This window comes from Pontibacter populi (assembly GCF_019336435.1).
Taxonomy (GTDB): domain Bacteria; phylum Bacteroidota; class Bacteroidia; order Cytophagales; family Hymenobacteraceae; genus Pontibacter; species Pontibacter humidus.
This window is the reverse complement of record NZ_JAHWXQ010000004.1, coordinates 1-13,909: the sequence shown is the minus strand read 5'-3', so window position 1 is coordinate 13,909 and position 13,909 is coordinate 1. Positions and strand designations below refer to the sequence as shown.

Here is a 13,909-nt window from a genome sequence, read left to right as displayed (position 1 = left end):
GAGTTTAGTTTACTTTATTTTAGGAGGAGTTTATACCTCCTAAACTCACTAACTCTTCAACTTTCTAACTTCTAAACTCTCCGTACTCTTTCACTGTCTGTACGAAGCATTTTACTTTTTCTGGGTCCGTATCCGGGTAAACGCCGTGACCAAGGTTGGCAATGTGGCGCTGCGGACCGAATTCCTTCAGCATTTTTATAGTTTCTTTCTGTATCGTGTCAAATGAACTATAAAGCAGGCATGGGTCCATGTTACCTTGCAGGGTCTTGTTCGGACCAACTTGTGCTCTGGATTGAGCCACTTCCATGTTCCAGTCAAGACCTATAGTTTCGCAATTCAGTTTTGCGAAATCCTCAAGGGCAAAGAAAGCGCCTTTCGCAAATACTGTTACAGGCACATCGCGGATGGCATTACAGATCTCACTGATGTATGGCAACGAGAATTCGCGGTAATGCGCCGGCGTAAGAATGCCTGCCCATGAATCGAATATCTGTATTAAGTTAGCACCTGCCTCAACCTGCGCTTTTAAGTAAGCTATAGTTGTGTCGGTTATCATGCGGAGCATTTGGTGCGCCAGCGTAGGGTTAGTGTATAACATACCACGCGCATGCGAGAACGTTTTAGAACCACTGCCCTCTACCATGTAAGCCATAATTGTCCAGGGTGCACCGGCAAAACCGATAAGCGGCACACGACCGTTCAGTGCTTTTTTGGTAACCTTTATGGCATCCAGCACATAATGCAGGTGCTCATGCGGGTCGGCCACGCGAAGCTTCTTAAGATCGGCTTCTGTTCTTATCGTATTCGGGAACCAAGGGCCACGTTTTTCTACCATTTCGTAGGTACAGCCCATCGCTTCCGGTACTACCAGTATATCCGAAAAGATAATGGCCGCATCTACATCCAGAATATCAACAGGTTGTATTGTTACCTCGGCAGCAAACTCAGGGGTTTCCACCAGTTCCTTAAAACCGCTCAGGCTTTCGCGTACGGCTCTGTATTCAGGTAAAATTCTGCCGGCCTGGCGCATCAGCCATACCGGTGTGCGCTCAACAGGTTCTCCTTTGGCAGCTCTAATAAGCAGGTCGTTCTTCAATTGCATGGCGCAAAGATAATCTAAATTGCCGACTATGTGAAGGTGATCGTTATCACCAAACTATTGGGAATGTTTACTTGGTTTTGTGAGGTGTGGTTTGGGGAAGAACTATAGTTTAAAGACTTATTGCTCGTTCTATAAAATCTTTAATCTCATTTTAAATTCATCTTCCTGAATGAAAGTATGTTTTTTAGGAAAGCCTTTAGTGAGAATCTCATCAGCCGCTGTACCACAGATTTCTGCATCAATCTCTTTTGCCCCTTTAATCATACGCTCAAATTCTGCTTGATTCAATTCTACAAGTTCGATACTAGGTAGTGAGTCTACACAAAAAGACTTTTCCTTTAAATCATAGTTATAAGTGAAATTTAGAATTACTTTTCCAGTGTTATTGTACTCGGTTACAAAAGAATCTTCTTCTTTAACAACCCTGGCGTTGCCATTCTCATTTCGTAAGTAAACCACCTTTCTCTCATCTCCATTCTTATTGGATAAATAATCAGCTATGTAAAATATAGCTTGATCTGCTGTATTCTGCAGTTTTCTATCTACAATGATAAAATTGGGATGAATAGAAAGAAATTTAAATGTTGAGTCGAGTTTCCAATCGTTACCGATAGACTGTAGACCTACCTTATATCTTATGTTTTCGGATTCTGCAATAGCTTTAGCTTTCTCATCCTTCACGTGACATGATAAACAAGCTAAAAGTAATATTGCTAAAATCGAGTTTTTCATCTTTCCTGATATCTACTGGAAAACCTACCGCCCTGTAAAGAACAGCGCATAAATAGCTGAAACTATAAAGTTTACCCCGATAGATAAAACTATAAAACCCATAATGCGCGAGAGGGCCGACAACCCAGATTTGCCCATATAGCGTGTAAGCTGATGCGAGAAACGTAGGATAATATAGCAAACTATCGCCAGCAACACGATTGATACCAGAATCAAAGCCATATCCAGGTAAGAAAGCGAGGTGGTATACATGGCTATACTTACCGCAATGGCTCCGGGACCGGAAAGCATCGGCATGGCCAGCGGCGTAAATGAGATGTCCTCTTTATGCTGCCCTTCTTCCACAACTTCCGGTGATATCTTCTTCTTGCTTGCTCCTGGCGAAAGCAACTCAAAACCAGCACGCATGATCATCAGGCCACCTGCAATGCGCAAATCGTGGATACGGATACCAAAAAAGTTAAGTACATACTGCCCTGCCAGGAAAAACACTGCCAGGATACCCACCATGTATAAACAAGCTTTCAGGGCCTGCTGGTTACGGTGCGCCGGCGTATCGTCCTGGGTAAGCGTAAGAAAGACCGGCATGGCGCCGAACGGGTTTACTACAGAGAATAATGCAGAAAAAGTGGCAAGTATGATTTCCATTAAAGATTGTGCGGTTTCAAAAAAAGTTAAGCTATCAATATAAGGCTTTGCGTATATAAATCAAAGTCTATCTTGTTGTAGCTGCATATTACTATAGTTGTGGCGGGTAGGTTTAACTATAATCCTTATTTTTGAGGAACGAACACTCAAAACCCTATCTATGAAAGGAGAAGTAAAGCTTGGTATACTGGGCGGCGGGCAACTGGGCCGTATGCTGATGCAGGCCGGGCTCGATTTTAACATCTATACCTTAGTGCTGGACCCCGATGAGAATGCACCTTGCAAGGATATCTGCAACGAGTTTTTTGTAGGCAGCTTCCGCGATTTTGACACCGTATATGAGTTTGGTAAGCAGTGCGATATTCTAACTATAGAAATTGAGCACGTAAACGCAGATGCCCTTGAAAAGCTGGAGCAGGAAGGTGTAAAAGTTTACCCTGATGCCAAGACTGTTCGCACTATTCAGGACAAAGGCCTGCAGAAAGAGTTCTTCCGCAAACACAACATCCCGACCTCAGACTTTATAATTCTGGCAGATAAGACCGAGTTGGAGCAAAATACAGCGTTCCTGCCTGCATTCCAGAAGCTGCGCCGCGAAGGTTATGATGGGAGAGGAGTTACCCGTTTAACAAACGAAGCTGATTTCGTGAAAGCCTTTGAAGAGCCAAGTGTGCTGGAGAAGCTGGTTGATTTTGAGAAAGAGATATCCGTCATAGTTGCCCGCAATGCAAATGGTGAAGTTACGGCTTTCCCGGTAGTAGAGCTGAGTTTTCATCCGGAGCATAATTTAGTTGATTCGCTTTTCGCGCCGGCCAATGTAGCTTATAAATTACAGCGCTACGCCATTGAGATTGCCACCCGCGTAATTGAAGCTTTTGATATGGTGGGCATCTTGGCTGTGGAAATGTTCCTGACCAAAGATGGGCTGATCCTGGTAAATGAAGTAGCGCCTCGTCCGCACAACAGCGGCCACCATACAATAAAAGCCAACTATACCTCGCAATACGAACAACATCTGCGCGCTATCCTTAACCTGCCGCTGGGCTCTACCGAGATACAAAGCGCCGCCGTAATGCTGAACCTGCTCGGCGAACCTGGTTTTGATGGCGAAGCGAAGTACGAAGGCTTGCAGGAAGCTTTGGCTGTACCGGGCGTTTACATCCATCTATACGGTAAAAAGTATACCCGGCCTGCCCGCAAAATGGGACACATTACTGTGCTGGGGCAAACGATAGAAGAAGCGCAGCAGCGTGCCGAGCAAATTAAAAACGTAATAAAAGTAAAAGCATAAAACGATGGCCGAGCAAACTACACATACACAACCTTTAGTAGGTATAATCATGGGCAGCCAGTCTGACCTTAAAATTATGGATGCCGCTGCCGAAATACTGGAAACCCTGGGCGTACCATATGAACTAACTATAGTTTCGGCGCACCGCACCCCGCACCGCATGTTCGAATATGCTGAGCAAGCGCGCAAAAAAGGGTTGAAGGTGATTATAGCCGGAGCTGGCGGCGCCGCACATCTGCCGGGTATGGTTGCTTCTCTTACAACACTGCCTGTTATCGGTGTGCCTGTAAAATCAAGTAATTCTATAGATGGCTGGGATTCAGTGCTTTCTATACTTCAGATGCCAGGTGGCGTACCAGTGGCAACAGTTGCGTTAGATGGTGCTCTAAATGCAGGAATTTTAGCCGCTCAGATCATCGGAACAACAAACGCTGCCGTTGCTGATAAACTGGAGAAATATAAATCAGGCCTGAAAGATAAAGTAATGCGCTCCGTAGATGAATTGAAGCGTGGCGACAGAGATTTGGATTAAGCTATAATTGCATACAATGGAGCGAGCGTCCTCGCTCGTGTCGAACTATAGCTAGGCCTCCGGCCCGTGTAAACTATAGTTCGAAGTTACTTACTGCTGTTCCGGACATCCATGTCCGGAACCAAATCTGCTGCGGACTTCTTAGTCCGCGTTATTCGTAATACGGGGATTAGGAAATCCCCGGCAGATGGCTTTCGGACAAGGATGTCCGAAAGAGCTATAGTATGGCAAAGTGGCGAGACGCTACCGAATACCTCAAACTCGCGGGACGCGAGCGAGAGCAGACACAAAACCTATAAAAACAAAGATCCCCGGTAATCTAAACTACCGGGGATCTTTGTTTTTAACTATAAGTGAGCGTTACGCTACTTTCAATTTCTTAAGGCTTGATTTCTCAAACTTTTCACGGGCATAATCACCTGTTATAACCAAGTCATGAGTTCCTTCTTCTGATGGCAGATCGAACATAGCGTCTGTCATAATACCTTCGCAGATAGAGCGCAGACCACGGGCACCAAGCTTATACTCAGCTGCTTTCTCTACAATGTACTCCAGGGCACCTTCGTCAAAGCTCAGGTTAATGTTCTCCATCTCGAACAGGCGCTTGTACTGCTTCACGATAGAGTTCTTAGGCTCCAGTAAGATCAGTCTCAGTGTTTCTTTATCAAGCGGGTCAAGATGCGTTAATACTGGCAGACGACCGATAAGCTCAGGTATCAAGCCAAAGTTTTTCAGATCCTGTGCCGATAAATAACGCAGGAAGTTTTCACCTTCTTCGTTATCGTCCTGCTTCGATTTAGAGAAACCAATTGGGCGGGTATTCAAACGGTTTTTGATCAGTCTGTCGATACCAACAAAAGCACCACCACAAATGAACAGGATGTTCTCTGTATTTACAGTGATCATTTTCTGCTCAGGGTGCTTGCGTCCGCCTTGTGGTGGCACGTTTACTACCGTACCTTCCAGTAACTTAAGCAGGGCCTGCTGTACACCTTCGCCGCTTACATCGCGGGTAATAGATGGGTTATCGCTCTTACGGGCAATTTTATCGATCTCATCAATATAAACAATACCACGTTCAGCAGCTTCCACGTTATAGTCTGCGGCCTGTAATAAACGGGTAAGTATACTCTCAACGTCTTCACCAACGTAACCAGCTTCAGTCAATACGGTTGCATCGGCAATACAGAAAGGAACCTGCAGAATGCCGGCCATCATACGGGCCAGGTAAGTTTTACCGGTTCCGGTTTCGCCAACCATAATAATATTCGATTTCTCGATCACTACTTCCTCGGCTTCCCCTTCGTTGTGCTGCATCAGGCGCTTGTAGTGGTTATAAACCGCTACTGACATTACCTTCTTCGCATCATCCTGGCCTACCACAAACTGGTCGAGATATGTTTTCATCTCGCGCGGCTTCATCAGGTTAAACTTAGGGCTACGGCTATTCGCTCTTATCTTGTTCTCCTCGTTCAGGATCTGTTGTGCCTGCCCGATACATCTGTCACAGATATGCGCATTTATACCGGAAATCATTACCGATACATCCTTCTTGTTTTTGCCGCAAAATGAGCACGTAATTTCAGCCATAAGTATTAGTTGGTACGGGGAATTAAGAGCGAATATTTTCACGCTCAAAACAAAGGTACAAAATTGGAAGTTTAATAAAACATAAAAAATTTAAGACATCCTTAGCAAAACGCTCAAAAATACCCTAAAAATTAAATTATTTATATTACTCTATTTTTGGTCAAAGGTTTGATTTATAGTTTGTTATACGAAGAAGGTATCCACATAGCCCTGTTGATAAATTGTTTGAGATTCTTTCACTTTTCAGTTAGGGCTATAGTTGGTGTACTATAAAGTAACTATAAACCATAAGCCCACTCCGATTTGGGAAGTGGGCTTATGGTTTATAGCTGGTCAAACTGATTACTGCTTCTTGCGGGTCAGTACCTCATCAATCAAACCAAATTCTTTTGCTTCTTCGGCACGCATCCAGTAGTCACGCTCCGAGTTGTCGTAAATATCCTGGTACGATTTGCCTGAGTGCGAAGCTAGAATCTCATAAAGCTCCTTCTTCAGTTTCAGGATCTCGCGGGCTGTGATCTCTATATCAGTTGCCTGTCCCTGTGCACCACCCATCGGCTGGTGAATCATAACGCGGGAGTGAGGCAGAGCAGAACGCTTGTCTTTAGCACCACCAGCCAGCAATACAGCCCCCATACTTGCAGCCAGACCAGTACAGATCGTTGCCACATCAGGGTTCACATATTGCATGGTATCGTAAATACCCAGACCGGCATACACCGAACCACCCGGTGAGTTAATATATAATAGAATGTCCTTCTTCGCGTCCGCCGACTCCAGGAACAGCAACTGTGCTGTGATGATGTTAGCGATAAAATCATCTACCTGCGTGCCAAGGAAAATAATACGGTCCATGATCAGGCGTGAGAAAACGTCGATCTCACGGAAGTTAGTAGGGCGTTCCTCAATTACCGAGCGCGTCATGCTCTCGATGTTGTGCATGGCCTTTCCTTCTATGTGATGGATATATTGGTCTACGCCCAGCCCGCTAAGGCCCTGGCCTTTTACAGCGAATTTGCGGAACTCGTCTTTGTTAAACATCATAGTTGTTTGTGTTACGGTTTTGTCAAAAATAAAAAAGTCCTTTAAAACTAAAGGACTTTTTTGGTAATATATAAACTTATTCGCTCAGATTAGAACGATAAGTTTCTGAAGTCCTCTGCAGAGATGCTTTTCTCTACAACAGTCATCTTTTCTTTTAGTTTTGCGAGCACCTTCTCGGCCAGCAGTTGCTCGTACTCATTAATATAGTTACGGCCGTTATCCTGCTGCAGATACTGCTGTGCATAGTTGTTCATGCTTTCAGCCAGTTCTTCTGGTATCTCCGGCATGTTAAACTGCGCCATCATCTTCTCTTTCGTGCTGCTTACAACTTCATCGTTGCTCACTTTCAGCTCGTTCTCTTCAACAACCTTGTTCTTGATCATCGACCACTTTAACTCCTTGGTGTATTTGTCAAAGTTTTCTTCGATCTGCTCAGTTGTTAAACGGCCTTCGTTTGTAACCTGTAACCAGCGCTTAAAGAAATCAGCAGGAATATCAACAGCTACGTTGTCAACCAGTGTGTCGATGATGTTGCGGTTAAGCAGGTTATCAGCTTCACGGTCGTAGTTTTCTTTTATAGTCTCACGGATCTTCGCATCAAACTCCTCTTCAGTAGTTATTGCGTCTTTACCGAAAAGCTTATCGAAAAGTTCTTGATTTAACTCAGCTTCTTCTGTGCGGTTGATCTTCTCTACAGTAAATTCAAATTCACCATTCAGCTCAGCTGTTACTTCTTTGCTCAGGCCGGTTACGTGTGCAAGGGCAGCATTGTCATCACCAAAAGCTTTACGGATGTCAAACTTGATAACATCACCAGCTTTAACACCGATAAACTGCTCTTTGCCAGCAACAACGCGGCTTGTCGGAATCAACGTCTTAGACTCAAACTCACCGTCAACCTGCTTCAGGTCACCATAAATAAAATCACCTTCTTCTGATGTTTCAGGGTTAGTGGTTTTACCAAACTGGCGCTTAATGTTTTCGTAAGCCTCGTCAATTGTTTTCTTGTCCAGTTCAATTGCGTAACCGTCTACGCTCTTATCCAACGGAAGGTTGAAGTCAGGCAGTAAACCAACAGCATACGTAAATTCAAAGTCTTTCTGGTTATCCCAGTCAATGTTAGCCTGGCTTGGCTCCGGAAGTGGTTCGCCCAGCAGTTTTACATCATTATCCTTTATGTATTTAGAGATCTCTTCCTGAAGCAATTTGTTGATCTGCTCTACCAGGATGCTCTTGCCATACATTTTTTTAACAAGGCCGGCAGGCACTTTACCAGGTCTGAAACCTTTGATCTGTGCTTTTTTGCTGAATTCCTTTACCTGCTGGTCTACCTTAGAAGCGTAATCCGCTTCTTCCAGAACCACCTTCAGTTGCGCGTTAGTGCTGTCGGTTTGGTTTAATGTAATATTCAAGGCTATAAATTTTTAATTTGGTACATCCAGTAATAACAAACCCCCAACATGACTGCTGAGGGTTCGTTTGTGTTGTGCGGATGGAGGGACTCGAACCCCCATGCCTCGCAGCGCTAGATCCTAAGTCTAGTGCGTCTACCAATTTCGCCACATCCGCATAATGTGTGCTTGTTTGTAATGATGATGCAAAATTACAACGCAGATTCTTATTTGCAATACCTGCCCCAAAAAAAAGTCAATTATTTTTCAGGTCTCATAGGTAACATGTTAATTATGTTTTATTTAGAGTTAAATAAATTTTTCAAACTATAGTTCAGGCCATGCAAACCAGTATGCTATTAGTGCTTCTTCAGCCATAGTTATAGTTACCGGATAGATTTTTATAACTATACCGTGCAGCTTTTGAGTGCTCCTATTGAAAGCAGCTATTTATCCTGTATATTTGAAACTTACTAGGTTAGCAGCTGTTTTATACTTATATAGATAAAGGGTTGCATAGCTGTCTAGTGGTTACCCGCTTTTTTTGATACCCTATTATTACTATGATCGATCCGGAAGCTGAACGCAAAGAGATCTTACGACTATACAGAAGATTACTTCGGCATGCCAAACCCTTTTTAAGGGATAACGATGCCAAGATTATAAAAAAAGCCTTTAACACATCTGTAGAGGCGCATAAAGATATGCGTCGCAAATCCGGTGAGCCTTATATCTATCACCCGATAGCAGTTGCACAGATCGCTGTAGAGGAAATTGGCCTGGGTACTACTTCTATAGTTGCAGCGCTTTTGCACGATGTGGTGGAAGATACCGAAATGGAGATCGAAGACGTTGAACGTGACTTCGGGCCAAGTGTAGCGCGCATTATAGAAGGGCTTACCAAGATCTCCGGTGTTTTTGATTACGGTACCTCGCAGCAAGCCGAGAACTTCCGTAAAATGCTGCTTACCCTCAGCGACGATGTACGGGTTATATTGATAAAGCTGGCTGACCGTCTGCATAACATGCGTACGCTCGATAGCATGCCCCGCCACAAGCAGCTGAAGATTGCATCTGAGACCATGTACCTGTATGCGCCACTTGCGCATCGCCTGGGTTTATACGCCATTAAATCGGAGCTTGAGGATCTGTACTTAAAGTATACCGATACAGCGACCTATAAGGATATATCAAACAAGATCAGGCAGACCCGTGCCGCTCGCAGTAAGTTTATTAAAGATTTTATTGCGCCTATAGAGGAGGAACTGGACAAGCATGGCTTTAAATTTAATATAAAAGGCCGGCCAAAGTCTATTTACTCCATCCTTAAAAAGATAAAGAAACAGAACATTACATTCGAAGAGGTGTATGACCTGTTTGCCATCCGTATTACACTGGATGTACCCTTCGAAAATGAGAAAGCAGCCTGTTGGCAGGTTTACTCTATTATAACAGACTTTTACCAGCCAAACCCGGACCGCCTCCGCGACTGGGTAAATACGCCAAAAGCTAACGGCTACGAATCGCTGCATACTACGGTAATGAGTAAGTCTGGTCAGTGGGTAGAGGTGCAGATTCGTACCAAGCGTATGGATGAGATTGCCGAACGTGGTTACGCTGCACACTGGAAATATAAAGATGGCGCCGGCAACGAATCGGGTCTGGAGCAATGGATAAATAAAGTGCGTGATATGCTGGAGAACAATACCGGCAACGCGCTTGAGTTTATGGATGAGTTCCGCAAAAACCTTTTCGTGGAAGAGGTGTTTGTATTTACGCCGAAAGGTGAACTGATCATTTTGCCGGATAAAGCAACTGCCCTGGATTTTGCTTTTGAGATCCATAGCCAGATAGGATTACAATGCCTGGGTGCAAAGGTTAATCAGAAACTGGTGCCACTCAGCTATAGGCTTTATAACGGAGACCAGGTGGAGATTCTAACTTCGCAAAAACAAAAGCCTAACGAGGAATGGCTAAACTACGCGGTCACTTCCAAGGCGCGGTCCCGCATAAAAGAGGCGCTGCGTGAGGAACGCAAACATAAAACAGAACAGGGTAAGGTTTTGCTTGATAAGCGTCTGGCGCAGCTCAAAGTAGCCGATAACCAGGCAAACATGAATAAGTTGATGGCTTTCTTTAATGTGCCATCGGTTCAGGACTTATACTATAGACTGGCCACTGGTCACATCGATACAAAAAACATTAAAGAAGTTATCTTCACTGCCACCGCCGAAAAAGGAAGCTCTACTCTTGATCCGAAAAGTTTTGACAGGGAAGTGCAGAAAATTCGTGGTGTAAACTCTGATATGCTCGTGATAGGGGAAAATACCTCTAACATGAACTATAAGATAGCCGGCTGTTGTAACCCGATACCGGGCGATGATGTTTTTGGCTTCGAGACCGGTGATGAAGATATTGAAATACACCGTACCAACTGCCAGCGCGCTATCGAACTGATGTCGAACTATGGTAACCGCGTGGTAAGAGCAAAATGGACAGATCAGAAAGAACTGGCTTTCCTGGCTGGTATCCGGATAAAAGGTACCGATAGGGTAGGTTTGGTAAATGACCTGACACGCATTATCTCAAACAGCTTACGGGTAAACATGCGCTCTATAACTATAGATTCGCATGACGGCATTTTTGAAGGTAATATAATGGTGTTCGTGAACGATACCGGCCACCTCGATAAACTGATGCAGCGCATGGGGAAAGTGAACGGTATACTTACCGTTGAGCGTTTCGATTAAGAGCATGGAAAAAACGAATTTTAAAGATGCTCTAGAGCTGGCAGCAAACTATAAAACAAGCACATGGTATTAAATCCTATAAAATTTGAAGAGGTAAAGAAGATTTTTACCGCCTACCTGGAAAGCAAGGGCCTTCGCAAAACGCCGGAGCGCTATGCTATCCTGGAAGAGATCTACTCCCGTGACGGGCACTTTGATGTAGAGTCGCTTTATATAAGCATGAAGAACAAAAACTACCGCGTGAGCAGGGCAACAGTTTATAACACCCTGGACCTGCTGGTAGAAAACGACCTTGTAAGCAAGCATCAGTTTGGCCGCAACCTGGCGCAATACGAGAAATCATACGGCTATCGCCAGCACGACCATGTGATTTGTACAGAATGCCATAAAGTGGTTGAATTTTGCGATCCAAGGGTACATCAGATCCAAACTATGGTGGGCGAACTACTAAATTTTCATATCTTGCATCATTCTCTAAACCTTTACGGTATTTGCGGCGATTGCCGCGCCAAAAAAGCGACTACAGAGCAAAAACATGAAGTACCAGACAGAGCTTAAAGATGATGTGCTATTCGTACGGCTGGAGGGTGACCTTATAGTCGGGAAAGATACGCATCAGATGATTGAAGAAGTGGATGGACTACAGGATGGTAAAGTTTTTCTTTGTGCGGTCGATCTCTCTAATGTAAGGTTTATGGATAGCAGTGGTATGGGCGTGCTTGTATCGTTGCTTACTAAATTCAGAAACAGGGGCGGTGAGCTCGTACTCATTAAACCATCAGAACATATCCGCAAGCTGCTGATCGTTACAAAGCTCAATGCTATTTTCACGATTGCTGAAAACGACGATTACGCGGCACAATTCTTAAAAGAATCAATTTACTAACACTTAAATGGCAGTTGATATTTTATTAGGTCTGCAGTGGGGCGACGAAGGCAAAGGCAAAATCGTTGACGTACTGGCACCCACCTATGACATTGTAGCCCGTTTCCAGGGTGGTCCGAATGCAGGACATACGTTAGAGTTTGAAGGCACCAAACATGTGCTGCACCAGATCCCGTCAGGTATCTTCCACTCTCATATTCAGAATGTTATCGGGAATGGCGTAGTGCTGGACCCGATCGTATTCCGCATCGAGATGCAGAAACTGCAGGACCGCGGTGTAGATGCTGCCCAAAACCTGTACATCTCCAAGAAAGCTTCACTGATTCTACCGTCGCATAAGGTTCTAGACAGAGTATCCGAAGAAGCATTGGGTAGCGGCAAGATCGGTTCTACTTTAAAAGGTATAGGCCCGACTTACCAGGATAAAATTGGTCGTGTTGGTTTGCGTGTTGGTGATATCCTGGCTGCTGATTTTAAAGACCGTTATAATAAACTGGTAGAACGCCATCGCAAAACTGTTGAGTTCTATGGCCAGTCGTTGGAATTAGGCGAACAGGAGCAATTGTTCTTCGAGGCTGTAGATTACCTGCGCACCTTAAAACTGGCTGACACAGAGTATTTGATCAACGAAGCACTGCAAAGTGGGAAGCGTATTCTTGCAGAAGGTGCTCAAGGCTCTTTACTGGATGTTGATTTCGGAACTTATCCGTTTGTAACCTCTTCTACTACTATGGTAGCAGGTGCGTGTACCGGCTTAGGTGTAGCTCCAAAATATATAGGCGAAGTATATGGAATCTTTAAAGCGTACTGCACACGTGTAGGTAGTGGTCCATTCCCAACAGAGTTACTGAACGAAGAAGGAGAGGCTATCCGTCAAGCAGGCCGCGAGTTTGGTTCAACAACTGGTCGTCCGCGCCGTTGTGGTTGGGTAGATCTGCCAACACTTAAGTATAGTATCATGCTGAACGGGGTTACCCAGCTTAATATGATGAAAGCAGATGTGCTGACAGATTTTGATACTATAAAAGTATGTACGCACTATAAGCTAGCTTCGGGGGAGATAACTGATCAGCTTCCGCATTCTTTAGACGAAGAAGGACTGGAGCCGATTTATGAAGAACTGCCAGGTTGGAGAGTTGACTTAAATAAAATAGAGGCTACTGAAGATTTACCTGAAGCCTTTAAAAATTACCTCTCTTATATAGAGTCTCATCTAAATGTGCCTATAACTATAGTTTCGGTAGGGCCAGATAGAAAGAGTACCTTGAAAAGAGAAGCTGAAAAAGTTTAGCTTTTGAATGAATACAAAGAAAGGCTCCTGTCATAGGGAGCCTTTCTTGTTTATAGTTTGAAAGGTTATCTATACTTAAACTCTAGTTCTATACTATAACAAGGACACTATAGAAACTAAAGCTTTAAATTAATCTGCTCTCGGGAACTTTCCGAGGTCAAATGGCTGTTATCACTTCACGTCCGGGGCCGCCGGGCGAACGGGGAAGGAAAGTAAGACGGAAGTCAGGCAAAGCATCTTTAACCCCGATAGCTAACAGCGACTAAAAAAGAATGTTTCAGGTTTCCAGCCACTTAGCGGTGCAGACAGAAAAACTTGAGCTTGAGGCCTTGCATGTTAACAAAGAGTGCGTACTTTTGCAACCCGTTCAGCAGGAAGGGAAAGGAAGCGAAGGGCAGAAAAGACACTAGGCGAGCGGGGCGTAAATCCCCTTTACGGTGACAACAGCAGCGATTAGCGCTACGGCCTTCTGAAAAAAAAACTTCCGAATTTATTTTCTTCACCCCTTGCAAACATCGCCTAAAGGGTGTTACCTTTGCAACCCGGTTTGACAGGAACCAGGCGCTTCACCGGAAGCTGAAAAGAAAAGAAAAAAAAAGATTTTGCTCGGGGTATTGCAGATTGAAAAAAAGCTACTACCTTTGCACTCCCA

At 44.3% G+C, this 13,909-nt stretch carries 12 protein-coding genes and 1 tRNA gene; 6 read left to right on the top strand and 7 right to left on the bottom strand.

The annotated features are described in order from the left end of the window. Positions 1 to 64: 64 nt before the first annotated feature. From hemE to KYK27_RS13950, 3 genes are all read right to left on the bottom strand, one after another. On the bottom strand, positions 65 to 1,102 hold the full coding sequence (gene hemE, locus KYK27_RS13960) for a uroporphyrinogen decarboxylase (protein ID WP_199110677.1): 1,038 nt from the start codon (positions 1,100 to 1,102) through the stop codon (positions 65 to 67). Between the two features lie 129 nt (positions 1,103 to 1,231). After that, a complete protein-coding gene (locus tag KYK27_RS13955; RefSeq protein ID WP_219337372.1) occupies positions 1,232 to 1,783 on the bottom strand; it encodes a hypothetical protein in 552 nt (183 codons plus the stop codon). 75 nt (positions 1,784 to 1,858) lie between these two features. Continuing rightward, positions 1,859 to 2,482, bottom strand: coding sequence for a MarC family NAAT transporter (locus tag KYK27_RS13950; RefSeq protein ID WP_199110675.1), 624 nt, complete (start codon positions 2,480 to 2,482; stop codon positions 1,859 to 1,861). A 160-nt stretch (positions 2,483 to 2,642) separates the two neighbouring features. Between KYK27_RS13950 and KYK27_RS13945 the strand changes: the two genes are divergently transcribed. Next, positions 2,643 to 3,773, top strand: a complete 1,131-nt coding sequence (locus KYK27_RS13945; RefSeq protein WP_199110674.1) for a 5-(carboxyamino)imidazole ribonucleotide synthase — start codon at positions 2,643 to 2,645, stop codon at positions 3,771 to 3,773. Positions 3,774 to 3,777: 4 nt separating this feature from the next. After that, positions 3,778 to 4,305, top strand: coding sequence for a 5-(carboxyamino)imidazole ribonucleotide mutase (gene purE, locus KYK27_RS13940; RefSeq protein ID WP_199110673.1), 528 nt, complete (start codon positions 3,778 to 3,780; stop codon positions 4,303 to 4,305). Between the two features lie 360 nt (positions 4,306 to 4,665). Here the strand turns inward: purE and clpX are convergent, their stop codons facing one another. The 4 genes from clpX to KYK27_RS13920 form a co-directional block, all read right to left on the bottom strand. After that, a complete protein-coding gene (gene clpX / locus KYK27_RS13935) occupies positions 4,666 to 5,895 on the bottom strand; it encodes an ATP-dependent Clp protease ATP-binding subunit ClpX (protein ID WP_199110672.1) in 1,230 nt (409 codons plus the stop codon). A gap of 342 nt (positions 5,896 to 6,237) precedes the next feature. Beyond that, the gene (locus KYK27_RS13930) at positions 6,238 to 6,936 is read right to left on the bottom strand and encodes a ClpP family protease (RefSeq protein WP_255532171.1); all 699 of its coding nucleotides are present in this window, start codon (positions 6,934 to 6,936) and stop codon (positions 6,238 to 6,240) included. Positions 6,937 to 7,028: 92 nt separating this feature from the next. After that, positions 7,029 to 8,351 carry a trigger factor gene (gene tig, locus KYK27_RS13925; protein WP_199110671.1) on the bottom strand — a complete coding sequence of 441 codons (1,323 nt, stop codon included), beginning with the start codon at positions 8,349 to 8,351 and terminating at the stop codon, positions 7,029 to 7,031. Positions 8,352 to 8,426: 75 nt separating this feature from the next. Then, positions 8,427 to 8,508, bottom strand: a tRNA-Leu gene (locus KYK27_RS13920). Positions 8,509 to 8,893: 385 nt separating this feature from the next. On the opposite strand from KYK27_RS13920, the gene KYK27_RS13915 reads away from it, so the two are divergent. From KYK27_RS13915 to KYK27_RS13900, 4 genes are all read left to right on the top strand, one after another. After that, positions 8,894 to 11,080, top strand: a complete 2,187-nt coding sequence (locus KYK27_RS13915; RefSeq protein ID WP_233150450.1) for a RelA/SpoT family protein — start codon at positions 8,894 to 8,896, stop codon at positions 11,078 to 11,080. Positions 11,081 to 11,143: 63 nt separating this feature from the next. Further along, positions 11,144 to 11,638: a Fur family transcriptional regulator gene (locus KYK27_RS13910; RefSeq protein ID WP_199110670.1), complete on the top strand. Its 495-nt coding sequence runs from the start codon at positions 11,144 to 11,146 to the stop codon at positions 11,636 to 11,638. Further along, on the top strand, positions 11,616 to 11,966 hold the full coding sequence (locus KYK27_RS13905; protein WP_199110669.1) for an STAS domain-containing protein: 351 nt from the start codon (positions 11,616 to 11,618) through the stop codon (positions 11,964 to 11,966). The genes KYK27_RS13910 and KYK27_RS13905 overlap by 23 nt, the downstream gene beginning before the upstream one ends. Before the next feature lie 7 nt (positions 11,967 to 11,973). Beyond that, positions 11,974 to 13,257, top strand: coding sequence for an adenylosuccinate synthase (locus KYK27_RS13900; RefSeq protein WP_199110668.1), 1,284 nt, complete (start codon positions 11,974 to 11,976; stop codon positions 13,255 to 13,257). The last annotated feature ends 652 nt before the right edge of the window (positions 13,258 to 13,909 follow it).

What these genes read in the sequence shown, in the direction of transcription:
- hemE (WP_199110677.1), bottom strand. Translation starts at nt 1,102, where the DNA reads ATGCAATTGAAGAACGACCTGCTTATTAGAGCTGCCAAAGGAGAACCT.
- KYK27_RS13950 (WP_199110675.1), bottom strand. Translation starts at nt 2,482, where the DNA reads ATGGAAATCATACTTGCCACTTTTTCTGCATTATTCTCTGTAGTAAAC.
- KYK27_RS13945 (WP_199110674.1), top strand. Translation starts at nt 2,643, where the DNA reads ATGAAAGGAGAAGTAAAGCTTGGTATACTGGGCGGCGGGCAACTGGGC.
- purE (WP_199110673.1), top strand. Translation starts at nt 3,778, where the DNA reads ATGGCCGAGCAAACTACACATACACAACCTTTAGTAGGTATAATCATG.
- clpX (WP_199110672.1), bottom strand. Translation starts at nt 5,895, where the DNA reads ATGGCTGAAATTACGTGCTCATTTTGCGGCAAAAACAAGAAGGATGTA.
- KYK27_RS13930 (WP_255532171.1), bottom strand. Translation starts at nt 6,936, where the DNA reads ATGTTTAACAAAGACGAGTTCCGCAAATTCGCTGTAAAAGGCCAGGGC.
- KYK27_RS13915 (WP_233150450.1), top strand. Translation starts at nt 8,894, where the DNA reads ATGATCGATCCGGAAGCTGAACGCAAAGAGATCTTACGACTATACAGA.
- KYK27_RS13910 (WP_199110670.1), top strand. Translation starts at nt 11,144, where the DNA reads ATGGTATTAAATCCTATAAAATTTGAAGAGGTAAAGAAGATTTTTACC.
- KYK27_RS13905 (WP_199110669.1), top strand. Translation starts at nt 11,616, where the DNA reads ATGAAGTACCAGACAGAGCTTAAAGATGATGTGCTATTCGTACGGCTG.
- KYK27_RS13900 (WP_199110668.1), top strand. Translation starts at nt 11,974, where the DNA reads ATGGCAGTTGATATTTTATTAGGTCTGCAGTGGGGCGACGAAGGCAAA.